This is a genomic window from Azospirillum agricola (assembly GCF_020005195.1).
Classification (GTDB): Bacteria; Pseudomonadota; Alphaproteobacteria; order Azospirillales; family Azospirillaceae; genus Azospirillum; species Azospirillum agricola.
Window position 1 is genome coordinate 184,425 of the sequence record NZ_JAIFZR010000005.1, and the last position, 18,199, is coordinate 202,623.

Annotated in this window: 18 protein-coding genes; 3 read left to right on the plus strand and 15 right to left on the minus strand. The window is 73.1% G+C overall.

Annotated elements, in window-relative coordinates; all coding sequences use genetic code 11:
- Positions 1-98: 98 nt before the first annotated feature.
- The 11 genes from JN22_RS15705 to JN22_RS15755 all read right to left on the minus strand — a co-directional run bounded on the left by JN22_RS15705 (position 99) and on the right by JN22_RS15755 (position 12,692).
- Entirely contained in the window at positions 99-1,343 is a 1,245-nt protein-coding gene (locus JN22_RS15705; protein WP_085554866.1) for a BON domain-containing protein, read from the minus strand.
- 269 nt (positions 1,344-1,612) lie between these two features.
- Positions 1,613-2,008 (minus strand): response regulator, encoded by a 396-nt coding sequence (locus JN22_RS15710; RefSeq protein WP_085554867.1) that lies wholly within the window; start codon positions 2,006-2,008, stop codon positions 1,613-1,615.
- A gap of 36 nt (positions 2,009-2,044) precedes the next feature.
- Positions 2,045-2,383 carry an STAS domain-containing protein gene (locus JN22_RS15715; RefSeq protein WP_085554868.1) on the minus strand — a complete coding sequence of 113 codons (339 nt, stop codon included), beginning with the start codon at positions 2,381-2,383 and terminating at the stop codon, positions 2,045-2,047.
- A gap of 56 nt (positions 2,384-2,439) precedes the next feature.
- Positions 2,440-4,605 carry a PP2C family protein-serine/threonine phosphatase gene (locus JN22_RS15720; protein ID WP_085554869.1) on the minus strand — a complete coding sequence of 722 codons (2,166 nt, stop codon included), beginning with the start codon at positions 4,603-4,605 and terminating at the stop codon, positions 2,440-2,442.
- 12 nt (positions 4,606-4,617) lie between these two features.
- A complete protein-coding gene (locus tag JN22_RS15725) occupies positions 4,618-6,042 on the minus strand; it encodes a HAMP domain-containing protein (protein ID WP_085554870.1) in 1,425 nt (474 codons plus the stop codon).
- Positions 6,039-6,839, minus strand: coding sequence for a hypothetical protein (locus JN22_RS15730; protein ID WP_085554871.1), 801 nt, complete (start codon positions 6,837-6,839; stop codon positions 6,039-6,041). The genes JN22_RS15725 and JN22_RS15730 overlap by 4 nt, the downstream gene beginning before the upstream one ends.
- A 148-nt stretch (positions 6,840-6,987) precedes the next feature.
- Positions 6,988-7,770, minus strand: a complete 783-nt coding sequence (locus tag JN22_RS15735; RefSeq protein ID WP_085554872.1) for a GNAT family N-acetyltransferase — start codon at positions 7,768-7,770, stop codon at positions 6,988-6,990.
- The gene (locus tag JN22_RS15740; RefSeq protein ID WP_085554873.1) at positions 7,767-8,831 is read right to left on the minus strand and encodes an ABC transporter substrate-binding protein; all 1,065 of its coding nucleotides are present in this window, start codon (positions 8,829-8,831) and stop codon (positions 7,767-7,769) included. Before JN22_RS15740 ends, JN22_RS15735 begins: the two co-directional genes overlap by 4 nt.
- A 3-nt stretch (positions 8,832-8,834) precedes the next feature.
- Positions 8,835-10,919, minus strand: a complete 2,085-nt coding sequence (locus JN22_RS15745) for an MFS transporter (protein ID WP_085554874.1) — start codon at positions 10,917-10,919, stop codon at positions 8,835-8,837.
- Positions 10,916-11,680, minus strand: coding sequence for a hypothetical protein (locus tag JN22_RS15750; RefSeq protein WP_085554875.1), 765 nt, complete (start codon positions 11,678-11,680; stop codon positions 10,916-10,918). Before JN22_RS15750 ends, JN22_RS15745 begins: the two co-directional genes overlap by 4 nt.
- Before the next feature lie 196 nt (positions 11,681-11,876).
- A complete protein-coding gene (locus JN22_RS15755) occupies positions 11,877-12,692 on the minus strand; it encodes a tetratricopeptide repeat protein (protein ID WP_085554876.1) in 816 nt (271 codons plus the stop codon).
- Between the two features lie 290 nt (positions 12,693-12,982).
- On the opposite strand from JN22_RS15755, the gene JN22_RS15760 reads away from it, so the two are divergent.
- The 3 genes from JN22_RS15760 (at position 12,983) to JN22_RS15770 (ending at position 14,987) form a co-directional block, all read left to right on the plus strand.
- Positions 12,983-13,414: an ATP-binding protein gene (locus JN22_RS15760; protein ID WP_085554877.1), complete on the plus strand. Its 432-nt coding sequence runs from the start codon at positions 12,983-12,985 to the stop codon at positions 13,412-13,414.
- Positions 13,411-14,565, plus strand: coding sequence for a hypothetical protein (locus tag JN22_RS15765; RefSeq protein WP_085554878.1), 1,155 nt, complete (start codon positions 13,411-13,413; stop codon positions 14,563-14,565). Before JN22_RS15760 ends, JN22_RS15765 begins: the two co-directional genes overlap by 4 nt.
- A gap of 236 nt (positions 14,566-14,801) precedes the next feature.
- On the plus strand, positions 14,802-14,987 hold the full coding sequence (locus JN22_RS15770) for a hypothetical protein (RefSeq protein WP_143268337.1): 186 nt from the start codon (positions 14,802-14,804) through the stop codon (positions 14,985-14,987).
- A gap of 94 nt (positions 14,988-15,081) precedes the next feature.
- Here JN22_RS15770 and JN22_RS15775 read toward each other — a convergent pair whose 3' ends face one another.
- From JN22_RS15775 to plsX, 4 genes are all read right to left on the minus strand, one after another.
- Positions 15,082-15,531: a MerR family transcriptional regulator gene (locus tag JN22_RS15775; protein ID WP_085554879.1), complete on the minus strand. Its 450-nt coding sequence runs from the start codon at positions 15,529-15,531 to the stop codon at positions 15,082-15,084.
- A gap of 86 nt (positions 15,532-15,617) precedes the next feature.
- Complete coding sequence (locus tag JN22_RS15780; RefSeq protein ID WP_085554880.1) at positions 15,618-15,965, minus strand: integration host factor subunit alpha; 348 nt, start codon at positions 15,963-15,965, stop codon at positions 15,618-15,620.
- Between the two features lie 151 nt (positions 15,966-16,116).
- A complete protein-coding gene (locus tag JN22_RS15785) occupies positions 16,117-17,088 on the minus strand; it encodes a beta-ketoacyl-ACP synthase III (RefSeq protein ID WP_085554881.1) in 972 nt (323 codons plus the stop codon).
- A 3-nt stretch (positions 17,089-17,091) separates the two neighbouring features.
- On the minus strand, positions 17,092-18,144 hold the full coding sequence (gene plsX / locus JN22_RS15790; RefSeq protein WP_085554882.1) for a phosphate acyltransferase PlsX: 1,053 nt from the start codon (positions 18,142-18,144) through the stop codon (positions 17,092-17,094).
- Between the last annotated feature and the right edge of the window lie 55 nt (positions 18,145-18,199).

Here is an 18,199-nt window from a genome sequence, read left to right on the forward strand (position 1 = left end):
ACGAAACATCCTCCAGCAAAAAAGCCCCCTCCCGGATGGAAGGGGGCTTTCCGTGTCGCCCGGTCTCATTCCGGACGGCCGTCAGGCCGGGCGGCGCCTCAGGTCCGGCGGATGCCCGCGGCAGTTCCGGCGGCGGTCCCGGCGGCGGTCCCGGACGTCGTTCCGGCCGCCGTTCCGGACGTGGTCGCACCGACGCTGCCGGTTGCGCTGCCGCTGGTGCCCGTCATGGCGCCGCCGGTCCCGGTTCCGGCCCCGGCCATCGCCGAGGCGCCCGCCCCGGTGCTGCTGCCCATGCCGGTCCCGGTCTGCTGGCGGACCCGCAGGTTGTTCTGGACATGGGTCACGCCCGACACCGCCTCGGCGATGTCCTCGGCCCGGCGCTTGGCCGAGCGGTGGGTCACGGTGCCGGTCAGCGTCACCTCGCCCTTGCTCACCGACACGTCGATCTCGGACGCGTCGACGTAGGGGTCGTCGGTCAGGCGGTCGTTGACGTCCTCGCGCACCCGGTCGTCGGAGCGGCTGTAGCCGCGCGGGCCACGGCCACGGTTCTGGGCGGCGCGCATCTCGTCCTGGTGGCGGCGGCGCTCGGCGTCGTCATCGCCGAACCAGGAGGCGATCTCGTCGCCGGCCTGCTCCCAGAAGCCGCGCTCCTCCACCCGGCCGCGGCGGGCGTCGTAATGGCCCCAGTCGCGATGGCTCATGTCGCGGCTGCCCATGTCGCGATTGCCCATGTCGCGGCCGCGCCAATCCCCGGAGCCGCCATAGCCCCGCTCGCCATAGCCGGCGCCCTGGTTGCGGCCGGCGTCGCCGCCATACTCGCGGCGCTGGTCGCGCCCGTAATCCCGCCCATAGTCCCGCTGGGCCTGCTGGCTGCCGTAGTAATTGCGGCCGAGATCGCGCTCGCCATAGCCGGCGCCGTAGCCCCGGCTGTAATCGGCATCGTTCCAGTCGCCGCGCTCGTCGCGCCCGGTGCCGCCCTGGCCGCCGCCGCCGTAGCCCCCATAGCCGCTGGATCCCGACCGGCCGCCGTAACCGCCGCCGTACCCGCCGTAGCCGGAGCGGCTTTCGTCACGGCCGCCGCCGAAGGTCCGGCCATAGACCCGCTCCGACTCGCGCGCGGTGTCGCGGCCTTGGGTGTCGCGGCCGAAGCCGCCCGATTCGTTGCCGGTGTAGCCGCGATAGACCTCGCGGCCGCCCTGCCAGTCGGGACGCCCACCGGCCGAGCGCTCGCCGTACCCGTGATCGTCGCGGTCGCCACCGTAACGGCGGCCCTCGCCCCGCCAGCGATCCTCGTCCCGCCAGTCGCGACCCTCGTCCCTCCAACGGTTTTCGTACTGCGCCATGGTGGTCGGCTCCCTTGATCGATTTTGGGGCGGCGACGCCGACGCGCCGCCGCTGGTTCCCGATCAACAGGACTCGCCAGACCGCGTTCCCGATTTTCCCAAGGCCGCCGCCGACGGCCTCCAAGCATCGGAAGCACATCTTCCGCACATGGCACGAGATTTGCCAGGAAGGACGCGGTTGGTTCCACGCATCACTTGAGGCTCCGGCGTTCGCGCGCCGGAGCCTTTCTTTTTGACAGCCCTTTTCTTGGGCAAAAAGGCAGCGCCGCTCAATTCGGCGGCAGTCTTCCCAACAGACGCTCCACCGCCGCCTCCAGTTCCTCGTTGCGGAACGGCTTGTAGAGGATGGCGTCGGCGGCGAACATCTCGGTCATCTTCAGGAGGAAGCCGGCCGGCAGGCCCGGCGCCCCGCCGGACATCGCCAGGATCTTGGCCTCGGGCCGGCTGGCGCGCACCGCCTTGATCAGCTCGATCCCGTCCATCTCCGGCATCAGCACGTCGGTGACGATCAGGTCGAAGCCGCGCCGGTCGAGCGCGCGGACGGCGCCCCGGCCGTTCTCGGCCTCGGTCACCGAGAAGCCGCGGGATTCCAGAAAGGCGGCCACCGACAGGCGGATGGCGGCGGTGTCCTCGACCACCAGGATGCTCGGACGGCGAGCCGCCATGCGCGTACCTCCCGTGGAGTGGTGTCCCGCGTCCGCTCAGGCCCCGCCGAGCGCCGCGACCGCCGCGGCGGCGTCGCCGTGAATCTCGAACAGGGAGGAGAAGCCGCTGAGGTCGAAGACCTCGCGGATGTGCGGAGCCATCGCCGACAGGGCGATGCGGCCGCCGCTGGGGCGCGCCTTCTTGGCGGCGATCAGCAGCGAGCGCAGGCCGGCCGAGCTGATGTAGGAGAGCTTCGCCATGTCCACGACCAGCCGGTTGGACTCGCCGACCGCCTTGACGAGATGGCCTTCGAACTCGGCGGCGTTGCCGCTGTCGATGCGCCCTTCGGTCCGCAGGACGGTGACGCCGTTGACGGCTTCCTCGGTGATGTTCATCCCTGCCCTCATGGAACACGTTGCGGCGACGTGTATAGCATGGGTGGGGAGGAAGACTAAACCGCCGCCTCGACCATGCCCGGAGCAGCGTCCATGGAGGCGGCGTCCTTGGAGGCGGCAGCCGCCGAGGCGCCGTCCGGGGCCGCCCCGCGCCAGCGCAGGACCAGGCAGGTGATGTCGTCGGACTGCGGCGCCCCGGCGGTGAAGCCGGCGACGTCGGCCAGCACCCCGTCCAGCCCGCCGCGCGCCGTCGCCGACGCCTGCCGCCCCACCGCCTCGACCAGCCGGGCGTCGCCGTACATCGCCTCGCTGTCGTTGAACGCCTCGGTCACGCCGTCGGTGAACAGCACCACCATGTCGCCGGCCTCCAGCGCCAGCGAGCGCTCGGCGTAGGGCATGTCGGGCATCGCCGCCAGCGCCATGCCGGGAACCCGCTCCAATTCGCGCACCGACCCGTCGCGGGCGATGCGCAGCGGCGGGTTGTGGCCGCCGTTGGAGAAGGCCAGCACGCCGGTGCGCAGGTCCAGCTCGCCGTAAAAGACCGTGACGAACATCATCTGCTCGTTCTCGGCCGCCAGCAGGTTGTTGACCCGCCGCATCGTCTCGGCCGGGCCGACGCCGGATTCGGCGATGGCGCGCAGCATCGTCCGGGTGATCAGCATGAAGAAGGCGGCCGGAATGCCCTTGCCCGACACGTCGGCGATGACGAAGGCGACCTTGGTCTCCGAAATCGGGAAGAAGTCGTAGAAATCGCCGCCGACCTCTTTGGCCGGGATCATGCGCGCGGCGATGTCCAGCTCGGCCAGATCGGGGAAGACCTGCGGCAGGATGGTGAGCTGCATGGTGCGGGCGATCTCCAGCTCCTGCTGGAGGCTGATCAGCCGGCGCTTGTCGGCCAGCGCGTCGCGCAGGTCGCGCACCATCTGGGTCAGCTGCACCTGCTGGGTGCTGACCCGAGTCGCCAGCCGCGAGAAGCCCAGCGCCAGCAGCCCCAACTCGTCGCCGACGCCCTTCGACTGGGCGGACTGGGCGTCGTGGGTCTCCGCCTCGATCTGGCGCAGCTCGTCGAGCAGGCTCTGCCGCGCCTCCTCCTCCAGCGTGACGGCCAGCGCCTCCATCTGGCGGCGGATGAAGCGCTGCTGGCGGCGCAGGCGGCGCTCGCGCTGGCCGGCGCTGCGCTCGATGTCGCGCATGACGCCGCGGAAGACCTCCACCGCCCCGGCGATGCGGCCGATCTCGTCGTTGCCGGCGGGAAGCTCGACATAGCCCATGGCGCGCCCGCGCGCGAGATCCTGCAAGGCGCCGACCGCGCTGTCGAGCACGGCGAAGCTGCGCCGCAGATAGCCGTAGAGCAGCCCCAGCGCGCCCAGCAGCACCAGACCGACCGCCGCGATGTAGGCGACCGACCACAGGGTCCGCTCCTCCACCGCCTGGGTGACGTCGCTGGCGATCAGCACGGTGGCGACCCGTCCGCCGGCCAGATCGGCGACTGGCAGGCTGGCCAGCGCGTAGCGGTGTCCGGACGCCGTGAACTCGGCGATTCCGCGCTCCGCCGGCCGGACCAGCGGCGCCACCGCCGGCCACAGCGGATCCTGGATGTCGTTGGCGGCCCCGTCCAACGGCGCGCCGTCGCGCCCCACCGCGAAGACCCGGCCGCCGACGCTCTGCCGCAGCGCCTCCAGCGCCGCCGGGAAGCCGAGCCCGGCGACCGCCGCCCCGGCGACCTCGGCGCCGGCGTAGAGCGGCGCGCCGGTGACCACCAGCAGGCGCTGCCCGTCGACCAGCCGCACGCCGCGCGCCAGCCGCCGGCCCGACAGGATGGGGTCGAGAGCGGCGCGGCCGAGCAGCGGCGACGGATCGAGCGACGGGTCGGTGCTGAACAGCAGGTCGCCGTTGCCGGCGACCAGATTGAGATCGGTGATGCCGCCGTCCCCGCCGGTCAGCCCGAGCACGGCGACGCGGATGCCGAGCCCGCCGCGATCGCCGGCCGCCAGCGCCTGGGCGATCTCGGGATCGCCGGCCAGCCGCCCCAGGGTCCGGTCGATGCGGCCGGCGGCTCCGGCGACGGCGAGTTGCCACGCGGTGTCGAGCCGCGCCAGCTCAAGCTCGCGGGCGCGGTGGTCGGCGGCGTCCTCGCGCAGGCTGGAGAAGCCGGTCAGCAGACCGGCGACCACCGTCAGCGTGGCGAGGACGAACAGGATGATGCGGGTCTGAAGCTGCATGGAACCGGCCTCTCAGCGCCGCGGGACGACGAAGGAGCGGGCCATCGGCACCGCCAGCAGGGCCGGGACCAGCGCGGAGCCGGCGAGCGCCGCCGCGTCCCAGCCCAGCGCCGCCGACCACAGCAGCGCCGCCGCCACCCCGGTGGCGATCGAACGCAGGACGAGCGGAGTCCCCTCCCCCGCCTGACGGCGGGCGTAGGCCAGCGCCAGCCCGGCGGCCAACCCGCCGCAGAATCCGCCGACAAGCCCGCCGGACAGTCCGCCGGACAGGGGTTCCAGCCCGGCCGGACTCCCGCCGCCCAGCAGCGGCAGCGCGGCAAGGACCGTCGCGGCCGCCACCGCCAGGGCGGCCAGCCGCCGCCACCCCGCATCGACCCGGAAGGCAAGAGCCGAGCCGAGCAGAACCGGCAGGGCGGCCAGCGGCCCGACTCCACCGGCCAGCGTCAGCAGCGTGGCGGCGGCGGCCGCCAGGGCGGCGAAGGCGCGGGCGTCGACGGCGCGGGCGTCGGCCACCCGGCGCGGGGCGGTCTCCAGACCCGGCCCGAGGGCGGCCAGCGCGTCCCGCCGCGTGGTTTCGACGGCGCGGGCGACCTCCGGATCGAAGACGGCGGCGCGCACCTCCTCGGCGTGGGCGGCGAAACGCTGGCGGCGGTCGTGCAGACGGAACACGGCGGCGTTGAAGGCGAACAGCGCGCGGCCGAGCTGGTCGCGCGGGCGCCGGCCGATCAGCGTGCCGAAATCCCCGGCGGCGGCGGCCCGCATCACCCGCGCCAGCCGGTCGAGCGGCGCGCGGACGCTGGCCTGCGCCATCGCCCCGGCGATCTCGGCCAGCAGCAGCAGGATCGCGGCGCCCCCCATCCCGACCACCGCCAGTTCCCCGGCGATCTGCCCGCGCACCTGTTCGGGCTCGACGCCGACCAGCACATGGCCCACCACCGGCGCGGCCATGCCGGCCGCCGGGGCGGCGGCGCGCAGGGGGAGCCGCACGACCAGCCGGTCGTCGCGGGCGATGGGCTGGATCGCCGCCTCGCGGCTGGCGGGCGGGGCAAGGCCGCGCAGGCTGGCGGCCAGCGCGTCGAAGCGCGCCGCGTCCAGCCGGGAGGCGTCCGGCAGCGCGGCGTGCAGCCGCCCGCCGTCCGCCCCGGTGACGGCGAGGAAGCCGAGATCCGGGTTGCGGCCGGCGATGCCCTGGAGATAGGCGTCGACCCCCTCCATCCGGTCCAGCGGGATGCCGTGGCCGATGGCGCGTTGCAGATCATGCTGGACCGCCTCGGCGACGGCGGCGGCCTTGGCGGCGCGCGCCTCGCCCAACTGCTCCTGGGCCAGCAGGGTGCCGAGCAGACCGACCCCGGCCATGGTCAGCAGCGCGGCGAGCAGGAGCACGGCGGGCAGGCCGAGCGAGAACAGCCGGTCACGGCGCGGGGGCGAGGCGGTCATGCCAGCTCGTCCAGACGGGAGACGTCGCGCTCCGCCGCGTCGAGCAGGGCCAGCCGGTGGCGCACCGTGGCGGCGAAGGCCGACAGCGGCAGGCCGAAGGGATCGGCGGCGGGCCGGACCGGCGCAAGGGATGGGGCAAGGGATGGCGCGCGGGCCGCCGCGGGCCGGGAATCGTCCAGCTCCTCCAGCGCGTCGGCCAAGGCCGACAGCTCGCGGCGCGGCCCGCTGGCGAGGCGCAGCCCGGCCAGCCACGCCAGGACCCCCACCGGCGCGGCGATCAGCAGGGCGCCGATGCCGAGGCTCAACGCGTAGCGCCGAACCGGCTCCGCCATCGCGCCGGCGGGCAGGCGCAGCAGGATGGTGCCGGCCACGGTGTCGAAGCTGGTGGTCAGGCCGATGCCGTACACCCGCTCCCCCTCATGCGCGGCGGACCAGACGAGGCCGGACTCGCCTGGCGGAACCGGGATCCGCTCGCCGACCTCCACCGTGCTGGTCGAGAACAGGACCGTTCCGGCCTCGTCGAGCACGGCGACCGAGCGGATGGCGGGCAACGCGGCGCGCGCGGTGCCGAGCTGGTCGTCGACGCGCGGCAGGTCGGCCAGGGCGAGCCCGAGATTGAGCTGGGTCTCCAGCGCCGCCTTGGCCTCGCTCAGCACGAAATTGACCTGGGAGGCCACCGCCTCGTCGAGCCGGCGGGCCTGTTCGCGCGTCCACACGGTGACGGCCGCCAGCGCGGCGACGAACACCGTCACCGCGAGAAAGGCCCCCAGACGCGCTCCGAAACCGCCCGTTCCCATCCCCGACCTTTCCCCTTCTCCCGCGCCACGCCTCAGCATTTCCCGGCAACGTCACCCATGCAAGGCCGTGGACGCCCGGCACGGGGCCGGACATGACGATGCCTGGAAAAAGCACGCACCCCTTGTCAATTCCGCGTCAATTCCGTCCTCAAACCGGAAGGCCGCAGAGCGCGAACCAGCGCCGTTCCGCGCCCTCGCCCGCCGCGACGCGCGCCCACACCCGCCCGCCGCGCTCGAACAGGTCGGGCCGGCCGGCCAATTCCTCGACCGCGACCAGGGCGGCGGTGCCGGTGTCGAAGACCGGCGTCCGGGCGAGGTCGCGGTGCACCAGCAGCCGCACCAGATCGCCGCCCGCCCGCACCAGCCGGCGCGGGTGCAGCCCGTGACCGGCGAGATGCCCCCAGCTCCGGTGGTTGCGCGGGCTGACCGTGGTCAGCAGATGACGGCGGCCGAGCGCCTCGGCCACCTCCAGCCGCCAGCCGATCAGCCGGTGGTGCAGGCCGCGCCCGCGCTCGGCCGGATCGACCATGGCCGACGACATATGGGCGACCAGCGCCAGCGCGTCCTCCGGCAGGTCGAGGTCGCGCCCCCGGTTGGGATCCTCCGGCCCCGGCAGGCCGAGCGCGCCGTAGGCGACCAGCCGCCCGCCGTGGAAGATCCCGGCGGTGACGCCGCGCTCGCCCAGATGGTCGGCGACGAAGTTCCCGACCTCGCCGGCCATCCGGTAATGGTCGGGGTCGTCGAGCGTCGCCACCACGCGGACGCGGAAATCGGCCAGCCGGTCGTGGTCGTCGGGGTCCAGCATGCGGACGGTCAGATCGTCCGGCAGTTCCGCGGCGAGCGCCGGCAGCCGCGCCCCGGCGATGGCGCGGGCGGCGGCGCCCCGCGGCAGCGGGCCGGCGAGGACCATGGCGTGGGTGCTGTGGCTCATGACGGGGTGCCCTCGACGATTTCCGCGAAGTTCAGCAGGCCGACCGGCGGGTAATGCTCCAGCGCGCGGGCGGTCGCCATGTTGATGATGACGGAGAAGCGCTTCAGCGTTTCCACCGGGATGTCGGCCGGACGGACGCCGTCCAGCAGGATCTGCGCCGCCTTGAAGGCGGTGAAGCGGCCGATGCCGTAGGCGCTGCTCGCCAGCGCCAGCAGCGCCTTGTCGGTGCGCACGATCAGCTCGGTCGCCGAGAAGGTCGGCAGCCGGTGGCGCAGCGCCTCCGCCGCGACGACGCCGCGGTTGTGGAAGGCGATGAAGGTGTCGGGGCCGATGTAGAGCACCTCCGCCCCGCGCGCCGCGAGGCGGGCGATGCAGTCCGGCACGGCGGCGGCCACCGGCTCCCCCCGGTCGTCGAGCGGCACCGGCTCCTCCAGCAGCTCCAGCCCGCGCGGGCCGCACTCGGCGCGCAGCCCCTCCAGCGTCAGGATCGAGTTGCGTTCCCTGGGGTTGTAGGCGACGCCGACTCGCCGGACCGGCCGGTAGGCCAGGATGGTGTTGAGCTGCACCGCGATGGGGGCGATGTGGACGGTTCCCGTCACGTTGCGCCCCGGCCGCGCCAGATCGGGCACGATGCGGGCGTCGATCGGGGCGGCGACGAAGGTGAAGACGACCGGGATGTCGGTGACGTGGAGCCTCGGATCGGCCTCGTCGTAGGGGCCGACCAGCGCGCGGGTCTGCGGCGTGCCCCAGCTGTAGATCAGGTCGGGCCGGGTGTCCTTGATCTCCTCGACGATCGCCGGCAGCTTCGACACGTCGCCGCCGGTGTTGCGGATGGTGAAGTCCGCCCGCACGCCGCGCCGGGCCAGATAGTCCTTGAAGCCGAACTCGTTGTCGCTCTCGCCGCGGCCCAGCACCATGGTGATGCGGAAATTGCGGCCGGGCTCCGCCGCCAGCGCGCGCCCCGGCAGGACGGCGCCGGCGGCGGCCAGCTTCAGCAGCGTGCGGCGGTCCAGGGCGGGACGGCCAGGCATCGGACGAACGGACATCGGACGAACGGACATCGGTCAGGCCTCCTGCGGGCGGACGGCGGGGGCCGTTGGGCGCGCGGTGCGGAACAGGAACCAGAAGAGCAGCGCGCTCGCCCCGCACAGCAGGCCGATGCCGAGCATCGCCTCGCGGTAGGAGGTGACGACCGCGACCGCCATCGCCGCGACGGGGCCGAGCGCCCCGCCCAGCCGCTCGATCAGCCGGTACCAGCCGATCGCCGAGGTCTCCGGCAGGCCGCCCTCCCGCGCGATCTGCGAGACCAGTGTCAGCTGCGGGGCGCCGACCAGCGCCTGCGACAGGCCGAACAGGGCGATGGCCAGCGGCGGCCCCCACAGGGCGTGGGTCATCAGGATCGGCAGGCAGCTCGCCAGCGTGCCGATGCCGCCGAGCGCGATGAAGCCGCGCCGCGCCTGCCAGCGGTCGGACAGGCTGGCGGCCAGCGGCGACACCAGGATGAAGGCGACGAAATACATCATCTGCACCCGCCCGACCTCCGCCTTGCTGGCGCCGTCGGCGGTCAGCAGCAGCGGCACGAGGCAGAACAGGAAGGCGGTCGAGGCGATCTTGGTCGGCACGGCGCTGAGCAGCATCAGCGCGGAGAAGCGCGCGTCGCGGAACAGCGGCAAGGCGCCGCCCAGCGCCGGCCGCGCCGCCGGGGGAGCGTCGGCGGCGCGCGTCCGCAACAGCAGCAGCGACACCCCCAGCCCGGCGGCCAGCGCCAGCGCCGCCCCCAGCAGGAAGGTGGCGCGGAATCCCGCCTGGTCGGCGATGATGCCGCCGCTGACCGGCCCGCAGACCCCGGCGGCCAGCAGCGCGCCGATGAACATCGCCATGCCGCCGGCCCGGTTGCGCGGCGTCGTGTGGTCGACGACGATCCCCTGCGCGGTGATCAGCACCAGCCCGTAGCCGAGCGCGGTCAGGCAGCGCCACAGCATCAGGTCGAACAGCGAGGTGGCGAAGGCGGTCATGGCGAGGCTGAGCGAGCCGAGCAGCGCCCCGGCCATGAAGGCCCGTCCCCGCCCCCAGCGCTCGGAGAAGCGCGCGCCGCCCGGCTGCGACAGCGCCCAGATCAGCATGAACATGGTGATCGGCAGGCTGACCACGACGTCCGGCGTCAACCAGGGGATTTCGGTCGCGAAGGATTTGGCGTAGGCCGGCAGGAAGGGCCGCGACAGCTCCTCCGACAGGCAGAACAGGAAGACCGGCAGGCGCAGGAAGACGAGGTTGAGCGGCGCCGGCGGCGCCCCGGACGCATCGCGGAAGCGGAAGCGCCGGCCCAGCGCCGCCAGCCCCTGCTCCGCCCGCCGCACCGCCGCCTCTCCGGGGCCGTCGCCGGGCCTGAGCCGCGCGCGCAGCGCCGCCACCCGCGCCGACAGCGCCGCGTGGCGGGCGTTCACCCCGTCGAGGCGGGCGCGGATCGCCTCGTCGCCATCGGCCCCTTCCCCGGCCGGCAGCCCGGCGCGGAAATCGCCCTCCTCCGCGCGGTCGGCCAGCAGCCGCAGCGTCAGCCCCCGCCGCATCGCCAGATTCACGACGAGTTGCAGCACCTCGAAGACCAGCAGCACGGAGACGATGACGACCGACAGCACGTCCAGCATCAGGTCGGTGGAGGCCTTGGCGAGGAAGGCGCTGTCGACGCCGACATGCAGCCGCCCCGCCGGGCCGGCCGGGTCGCCGAGCGGCCGGTCGGTGTCGATGAAGCCGCGCGCCAGCCGTCCGTCGGCGCCGCCGCCCAGCCGTTCCGGCGCGACGGCGGCCAGCCCGGCGACGGGCGCCCCGGCCGAGGCGAGAATCCGGCCGGCCGGGTCGGTCAGCGCGACGTAGGCGATGTCCGGGTGGCGCCCGGCCTCGTCGGCGAACAGCCGCTCCAGCCCCGGCATGCGGTGCAGGGGGATGCCGACGCCGAGCCCCCGGTCGATCTGGGTCGCCAGCAGCTCGTTGACCGTCTGCGCCTTGCGCGCCAGCTCGGGCCTGAACAGCGGGTCGAAGCCGCGCAGCGACAGCCAGGACGCCGCCGCGGCCGCCAGCAGCAGGACGCCGACCGTGACGATGGTCAGCCGCAGGACCAGCGCGCCGATCGGGTCGCGGGCCGCCCGGCTCACGACGTCACCCCACGGGGGGAGCCGCCGGGGGAGAGGGCGTCGAGATCCCGCTCCAGCGCGTCGAACGCCGCGTCGGCCTCGCCGGCCGCCCGGTCGATGCGCTGGCGCGCCGCGCCCAGGGGCTCGGCGAGGGGCTCGGCGCCGGCGGCCAGACCATGACGGCCGCCGCCATGGCGCACCACCAGGAACACGGCGGCCATCGTCACCGCCGCCACGACGGCGAGCAGCAGCATGGTCCCGGCGGCGAGTTCGCTCTCCACCCGCGCGATGCGGCCGCGCAGGCCCCCGAGCGACGAGCGCAGGATCACCGCGCCCACCGGCTGGCCGAAACTGTCGCGCAGCCCGGCCGCCAGGATCAGGGCGTCGCCGGCCACCTGCTGGCGGATGCCGGTGACGGCCGGCGCCGTCGCGGCGTCCCAGCGCACGGGCGAGGGCCGGCCGACGGCGGCGCGGTCGGCGGCGAACAGCACGGTTCCGCGCTCGTCCACCACCTCGACCCCGAGAATCTCCTCGCCCGAGGCCGCGCGCTCGACCAGCGCCTGGACATCCACCAGCTCCGACAGGTCGAGCCCCAGCGTCAGGCCGAACTCGACCCGGCGGCGCAGCTCGTCGGCGACGACCGACAGGCGGGAGCTGGTGACGTCCCGCAATTTCTGTTCGAACTTCAGGCCGGACAGGACGACCGACAGCAGCACGGCCAGCGCCACCGTCGCGGCGACCACCGCGCCGGTGCGCAGGGCGAGCGCGCCGCCGACCCTCACGCCGTCACCGCGCGCGGAGCCGCCGCATCCGGAGGCATCGCGCCAGGAAACAGCGCCGTTGGACGTTGGGTCGAATCAGCCACGGACCGCCAAAGGCTCCATCACCACACGGGGGTAGTCCCCATACGATGAACAGAAACCATCGAGATGTTGCAAGCTGAATCCGGCGTGCCCCGCCCGGTCCCCACCGATGGTTTCAGCCGGGCGGCGCCCGGCCGGTGTCCACGGGCGGCGGGTCGAACACGAACGCGGCGGGCGCCTGCGACAGCGGCCAGCCCGAGTCCCAGCCGTCCACGCCATCCCCCCCGCTGCCATCCCCTTCGCCATCCCCCTCGCCGCCGCCCTTGGCCCCACCGCCGGACACCCCGTGCGGAGCGGAAGGCCGTCCCTCCACCGGCGGCGGCCCGCTCCGGCGCGGAGCCGCCAGCACCGCCTGCGCGTCGCGGTCGCCGCGCTCGGCCGCGGCCCGCAGCCACTCCTCCGCGGCGGCCGGATCGCGCTCGACGCCGACCCCCTCGCGCAGGCACAGGCCGAGCCGGAACTGGGCGGCGGGATGGTCGCGCATGGCGGCCTCGCCGAGCCAGCGCACCGCCTGCGCCTCGTCGCGCTCCACGCCGCGCCCGTCGAGCAGCAGCAGCGCCAGATTGACCTGCGCGGTGGCCGAGCCCTGGAGGGCCGCCAGCCGGTACCACAGCGCCGCCTTGGCGGCGTCGCGCTCGACGCCGGCCCCCTGCTCGTGCATGTAGCCCAGATTGTTCTGGGCGCCGACGTCGCCCTGCATGGCGGCGCGACGGTACCAGCCGATGGCGGCGCGCGGGTTGGCACGCACCCCGATTCCGTTGGCGAGCAGGAAGGCCAGCATCGTCTGCGCCGCGACATGGCCGCCGCGCGCGGCCCGGCGGTACCAGGGCACCGCCGCCGCGACGTCGGCGACGCGGAGGGTCTCGGCAAGCGCGTGCTGCGCCTCGACGTCCCCCATCTCGGCCTTCATCCGTGTCCAGAGAGTCGGCATCGCTGCCCCCTTTCCCGCTGCTCCGCCCCGCCGTTCACCGGCGTGAACACCTCGCCCCGTCCCATCATTCCACCGCCGCCGCCAGCGGGAGGGGGAAGTCTGTCGCGCTTCCGCTTTCCGTTCAACCGCCCCGGCGTCACCCGGGCCCCGGTCGAGGATTTGTCACTGTGCGCCGTTTCGGCGATGATGACCATCGATGCAAGCCCCATCCGTCACATCCCTTCCGGATGAGCCGGCCTGGGACACGGGCTTGGGACACGGGCTTGGGACGCGACGGAGGATGTCAGCGAATGGGCGACCGGCTCGATCTGGTTCTGCGCAACGATCTGGGCGAGTTGGAGCGGCTCGCCGCCGCCGTCGACGCTTTCGCCGAACGCAACGGCCTGTCCCCGGCCCTCGCCTTCGCGCTGAATCTCTGCCTCGACGAACTCGTCACCAACACGGTGTCCTATGGCTACGGCGCGGACGGCGCCGACGGGCGGCGCAGCATCCGCCTGCGGGTGGAGTGCGACGAGGCCGAGCTGCGGGCCGAGCTGGAGGACGACGCCGCCGCCTTCGATCCCTTCCACGAGGCGCCCCCGCCCGACCTGGAGGGCGACATCGACGAGCGCCGAGTCGGCGGGCTCGGCGTGTTCCTGGTCCGGCAGAGCATGGACCGCGTCGCCTACCGCCGCGCGGGCGACCGCAACATCGTCACCCTGGCGAAAGCCCGGACGGCATGAGCGGGGCGGCGTCCGCCACGGCCGGGGACGCCTCCCGGACCGCCGCCTTCGCCGCGCTGACGCGCGCCATCGACCGCGCCGCCACGGCGGGCGATGCCGCCGCCATCCGCGACCGCGCGGCGGCCCTGGGCTTGCCGCCCGGCCCGGAACCGCCCCTGCCGCCCGACGTGCTGGCCCGCTTCGCGCCCGCCGACCTGCGCGCCCATCTGTGGGCGCAGTTCGGCGCCGCGCTGGACGGCGCCGCCGCTCCGATCCTTTGCGACCATCTGCTGGCGGTGCTCGCCGACCCGGCGGCCGGGCCGCCCGACGCGGTGGCGGCGGCGGACACCCTGGCCGCCCTCGCCCGACGTCACGGCCCACGGCGCACCCCGCTGCACGAGCGGATCGACCGCACCGCCACCCGCCTGACCGATCAGGCGCGCCGCTCCACCGACCATCTGCGCGAACTGCTCGACGCCCCGGACTTTCCCGACCTGCGGGCCCTCTCGCTGGATCTGCTGCGGATCGAGGGGGCGCGCTGGGTGCTGGAGATCCTGGGCCACCGCCCCGCCCTGGCGGCGCTGTCCGACCATGGCCGCCGGTTGAGCCGGCTGACGTTGCGGCGGGCGGCGGCGAGCATCCGCGCCTTCATCGGCAAGCCCGACCTGCTGGCGCTCTACGACACCCTCGCCATCGTCTCGCAGACCGACAATCTGCTGACCGTCGCCGCACGCCTGCTCGACGCGCTGCGGGACGGCGAGGAGGAGCGCACCCATTTCGTGACGCCCGACGACGAATCGGCGCTGCGCGGCTTCGGCGCCGCGCTGACCGAACTGGCGGATCTGCTCGGCCGGATCGCCCTCAAGGCGGCGGGGCGCGCCGACGTCCCTCCCGCGCTGGCGGTGTCGGCGCTCGAACAGCTTCGCTTCCTGCACCGCTTCTCCAAGCGACTCGGCCCCGGCCGGCCGTCGGAATACATCGCCCTGGAGCGGATCCTGCAACGCCACGCCCTGGCCATCGCGGCGCGCTTCAAGGCCGGGGCGGACGCCGGCGCCAGCGCCGGCGCCGCGACGCCGGGAACGCCGCACCCCCTGGAACCGCAGGCCCGCGCCCTCTCGTCTTTGCTGGCCGCCCTGGAGCCGGATGGCCCGGCGGGGCCCATGTCACGCTGAGACGGGCCGCTTCCGAAGGAATGCGGCCGTTTATCCGAAAAATTCGATGCGCTTTCATAACTATGACGGCGGCTCAAGCCAGGGCACGCGCGAATGCAACAATCCGTCACATGACAAAGGGTGCGACTTTCTGCATTCTTGTCTTATGACCGGTGCTTGACGGTGGGCCGAACGCGATGATGCACAGCCTGTCGCCACACAGAATGGGAACCGCGCAAGCTGTGGAGTCGACGAGGATGACCGGGTCGCAGTGCCAAGCGGCACGTCTGCGCCTTGGCTGGTCGACACGGATGCTGGCGAGCAAGGCCGGTGTTCCGTGGTACGCCGTGATCAATTTCGATTACGGAACGGGCGAGGTCGACCCCGACGTGGTCGCCGCCCTCACCCGCACCTTCCGGCAGGCCGGGATCGAGCTGCGCTGAGCAGCGCCTCGAAGTCTCCCGAGATCTCCGCGTCCCCCGTTTGGCCCGGGTCCGGCCTCCCTCCGCAACATCACGCGGCAATTTGCAAGGCGCATTATCCGCCCTTTCTGCCAAACTGTCCAGACAGGCGCGACAACACGCCACGCAGGGACTTCAACTCGTCCAGCACCATCGTCAGTTCGTGGCGCAGGTCGCCGGGCAGACCGGCCGGTTCGGACAGATCGGCCTGATCCTCCAGCGCCGGCCCGCCCGGCGGCGTGTCCTCGTCCTCGGCATCCTCGGGAAGGGGCGGAGTCGGGTCGGCCGTGCGCCCCTCCTTCAGCAGGCGCTGGACACCCTTGATGGTGTAGCGCTCCTCGTAGAGCAGGGCCTGGATGCGGCGCAAAAGCTCGACGTCCTCGGGCCGGTAATAGCGCCGGCCGCCGCCGCGCTTGAGCGGCCTGATCTGGGGAAACTTGGATTCCCAGAAGCGCAGGACATGCTGCGGCACGTTCAGGTCGGTGGACACCTCGCTGATCGTGCGGAACGCCGTGGCCGACTTCATGGCACAGGCATCATGACCGCCGCGTCACGGCAGGTCGGCATCGGACACGGCGGCATCGCAGACGGCACGGCGACCGGGAACCGGCTTCAGGACGCCGCGCGGGCGTGGGCGGCGGCGGCCTCGGCGGCGTCGGCCGCGTCCTGGATCTCGTTGATGCGGTTCTTCAGCACATGGCTGGCGCGGAAGACCAGGACCCGGCGCGGCAGGATCGGCACCTCCTCCCCGGTCTTCGGGTTGCGGCCGATGCGCTCGCCCTTCTGGCGGACCTGGAAGCTGCCGAAGGAGGAGATCTTCACCATCTCCCCGCGCGCCAGCGCGTCGGAGATCTCATCCAGCACGGTTTCCACAAGATCGGCCGACTCGTTGCGCGACAGCCCAACCTCCTGATAGACGGCTTCGCTGAGCTGGGCGCGCGTGACGGTGTTCTGGGTCATGTTCGTCTTCCCCCCGCAACCATTGGGAAGACGGTAATCCGGCCGAAGAAGGTCCGTCAATTCAAAAGCTTGGCGGCGGCTTAGCAGCCGCCGACGCTGCACTGCGGCAATGCGCCGGCGTATGTTCGCGCTGCGGGAAAGCCTAGGCGGCTCACCAGCGGATCAGGGCGGACCCCCAGGTCAGGCCGCCGCCGATCGCCTCCATCAGGATCAGGTCGCCGCGCTTGACCCGGCCGTCGGCCACCGCCTCGCCCAGCGCCAGCGGGATCGAGGCGGCCGAGGTGTTGCCATGGCGGTCGACGGTCAGCACGACCTTCTCCGGAGCCAGCTTCATCTTGCGGGCCAGCCCGTCGATGATGCGGCGGTTCGCCTGGTGCGGCACCATCCAGTCGATGTCGGACGCCTCCAGCCCGTTGGCGGCCAGCGCCTCCTCGACCACCGAGGACAGCTTGCTGACGGCGTGGCGGAAGATCTCCTGGCCGTGCATCCGGACATGGCCGATGGTGCCGGTCGACGACGCGCCGCCGTCGACGTAGAGCAGGTCGTACTGGGTGCCGTCGGAATGCAGATGGGTGGACAGAACGCCACGGTCGTCCGAGTCGCCCTTGGCGTCGTAGCCCTCCAGCACCACGGCGCCGGCGCCGTCGCCGAACAGCACGCAGGTGGTGCGGTCGTTCCAGTCGAGCAGGCGCGAGAAGGTCTCGGCCCCGATCACCAGGGCGCGGCGGGCCTGGCCGGCGCGGATGAAGTTGTCGGCGACCGACAGACCGTAGACGAAGCCGGCGCAGACCGCCTGGATGTCCATGGCGAAGCCGGTGGTTCCCAGCGCCGCCTGCACCTTGGTGGCCGTGGCCGGGAAGGTGTTGTCCGGCGTGGTGGTCGCCAGCACGATGCAGTCGATGCTGGAGGCCGGGACGCCGGCATGCTCCAGCGCGCGGGTCGCCGCGGCGATGGCGAGGTCGGAGGTCTTCTCCCCCTCCGCCGCGATGTGGCGCGACAGGATGCCGGTGCGCTGGACGATCCACTCGTCGGTGGTGTCCACCCGCTGTTCCAGGTCACGGTTGGTGACGACGTTGGCCGGCAGGTAGGTGCCGCAGCCCAGAACTCGGGAACGCTTGACCATGATTCAGCCCGCCGCCGCCTTCGTGTCGGGAAGAGGGTTCGCATCGGCGATGCGGCTCATCTCTTCCTTGATGCGCTCGTTGAAACCGTGCGCCGCCAGATTGATCGCGACGGCGATGGCGTTGGCGAAGCCGACGGCGTCGGTGCCGCCATGGCTCTTCACGCAGACGCCGCGCAAGCCCAGGAACATCGCGCCGTTGTAGCGGCGCGGGTCGATGCGCTGCTTGAAGCGCTTGAACGCCCCGCGCGCCAGCAGGTAGCCGAGCCGCGCCAGGAAGGACGACTCGAAGGTGCGCCGCAGGAACTCGGCGAACAGCTTGGCGGTGCCCTCGGCGGTCTTCAGCGCGACGTTGCCGGTGAAGCCGTCGGTGACGATGACGTCCACCGTGCCGAGCCCGATGTCGTTGCCCTCCACGAAGCCGTGGAAGCGGCCGGGCAGCGGCATCTCGCGCAGGCTGGCCGCGGCGGCGCGCACCACCTCGTTGCCCTTCACGTCCTCCGAGCCGATGTTCAGCACGCCGATGGTCGGTTCCGGCAGCCCGAGGACGGCGCGGGCGAAGACCGCCCCCATCACCGCGAACTGGACGAGATTCTCCGGCTGGCATTCGGCGTTGGCGCCGAGATCCAGCATGATGCTCTCGCCGCGCTGGGTCGGGAAGAACGACGCGATCGCCGGCCGGTCGATGCCGGGCAGCGTCTTCAGCACGAACTTCGCCATCGCCATCAGGGCGCCGGTGTTGCCGGCCGAGACGACGCAGGCGGCCTCGCTGGCCGCCACCGCGTCGATGGCCAGCCGCATGCTGGACCGGCGTCCGGCCCGCAAGGCGACCGCCGGCTTGGCGTCGCCGGCGACCGCGTCGGGCGTGTGACGGATCTCCGCCACGGCCTTCAGCGCCGGCCGCCCGTTGAGCAGCGGCTCGATGCGCTGGGAGTCGCCGTACAGCAGGAAACGCACGTCGGGATGACGTTCCCGCGCGATGTCCGCCCCGGCGACCACCATGTCGGGACCGAGGTCCCCACCCATGGCGTCGAGGGCGATGGTCAGGCGCTGGCTCACCGCGAACAGGCTCCCCGGCTAGGACGGCGCGCGTCCCCGAACAACGAGAGGCGAA

Excerpts from the sequence above, each read along its gene's own strand:
- JN22_RS15705 (WP_085554866.1), bottom strand. The coding sequence starts at position 1,343 with ATGGCGCAGTACGAAAACCGTTGGAGGGACGAGGGTCGCGACTGGCGG.
- JN22_RS15710 (WP_085554867.1), bottom strand. The coding sequence starts at position 2,008 with ATGGCGGCTCGCCGTCCGAGCATCCTGGTGGTCGAGGACACCGCCGCC.
- JN22_RS15715 (WP_085554868.1), bottom strand. The coding sequence starts at position 2,383 with ATGAACATCACCGAGGAAGCCGTCAACGGCGTCACCGTCCTGCGGACC.
- JN22_RS15720 (WP_085554869.1), bottom strand. The coding sequence starts at position 4,605 with ATGCAGCTTCAGACCCGCATCATCCTGTTCGTCCTCGCCACGCTGACG.
- JN22_RS15725 (WP_085554870.1), bottom strand. The coding sequence starts at position 6,042 with ATGACCGCCTCGCCCCCGCGCCGTGACCGGCTGTTCTCGCTCGGCCTG.
- JN22_RS15730 (WP_085554871.1), bottom strand. The coding sequence starts at position 6,839 with ATGGGAACGGGCGGTTTCGGAGCGCGTCTGGGGGCCTTTCTCGCGGTG.
- JN22_RS15735 (WP_085554872.1), bottom strand. The coding sequence starts at position 7,770 with ATGAGCCACAGCACCCACGCCATGGTCCTCGCCGGCCCGCTGCCGCGG.
- JN22_RS15740 (WP_085554873.1), bottom strand. The coding sequence starts at position 8,831 with ATGTCCGTTCGTCCGATGTCCGTTCGTCCGATGCCTGGCCGTCCCGCC.
- JN22_RS15755 (WP_085554876.1), bottom strand. The coding sequence starts at position 12,692 with ATGCCGACTCTCTGGACACGGATGAAGGCCGAGATGGGGGACGTCGAG.
- JN22_RS15760 (WP_085554877.1), top strand. The coding sequence starts at position 12,983 with ATGGGCGACCGGCTCGATCTGGTTCTGCGCAACGATCTGGGCGAGTTG.
- JN22_RS15765 (WP_085554878.1), top strand. The coding sequence starts at position 13,411 with ATGAGCGGGGCGGCGTCCGCCACGGCCGGGGACGCCTCCCGGACCGCC.
- JN22_RS15770 (WP_143268337.1), top strand. The coding sequence starts at position 14,802 with ATGACCGGGTCGCAGTGCCAAGCGGCACGTCTGCGCCTTGGCTGGTCG.
- JN22_RS15775 (WP_085554879.1), bottom strand. The coding sequence starts at position 15,531 with ATGAAGTCGGCCACGGCGTTCCGCACGATCAGCGAGGTGTCCACCGAC.
- JN22_RS15780 (WP_085554880.1), bottom strand. The coding sequence starts at position 15,965 with ATGACCCAGAACACCGTCACGCGCGCCCAGCTCAGCGAAGCCGTCTAT.
- JN22_RS15785 (WP_085554881.1), bottom strand. The coding sequence starts at position 17,088 with ATGGTCAAGCGTTCCCGAGTTCTGGGCTGCGGCACCTACCTGCCGGCC.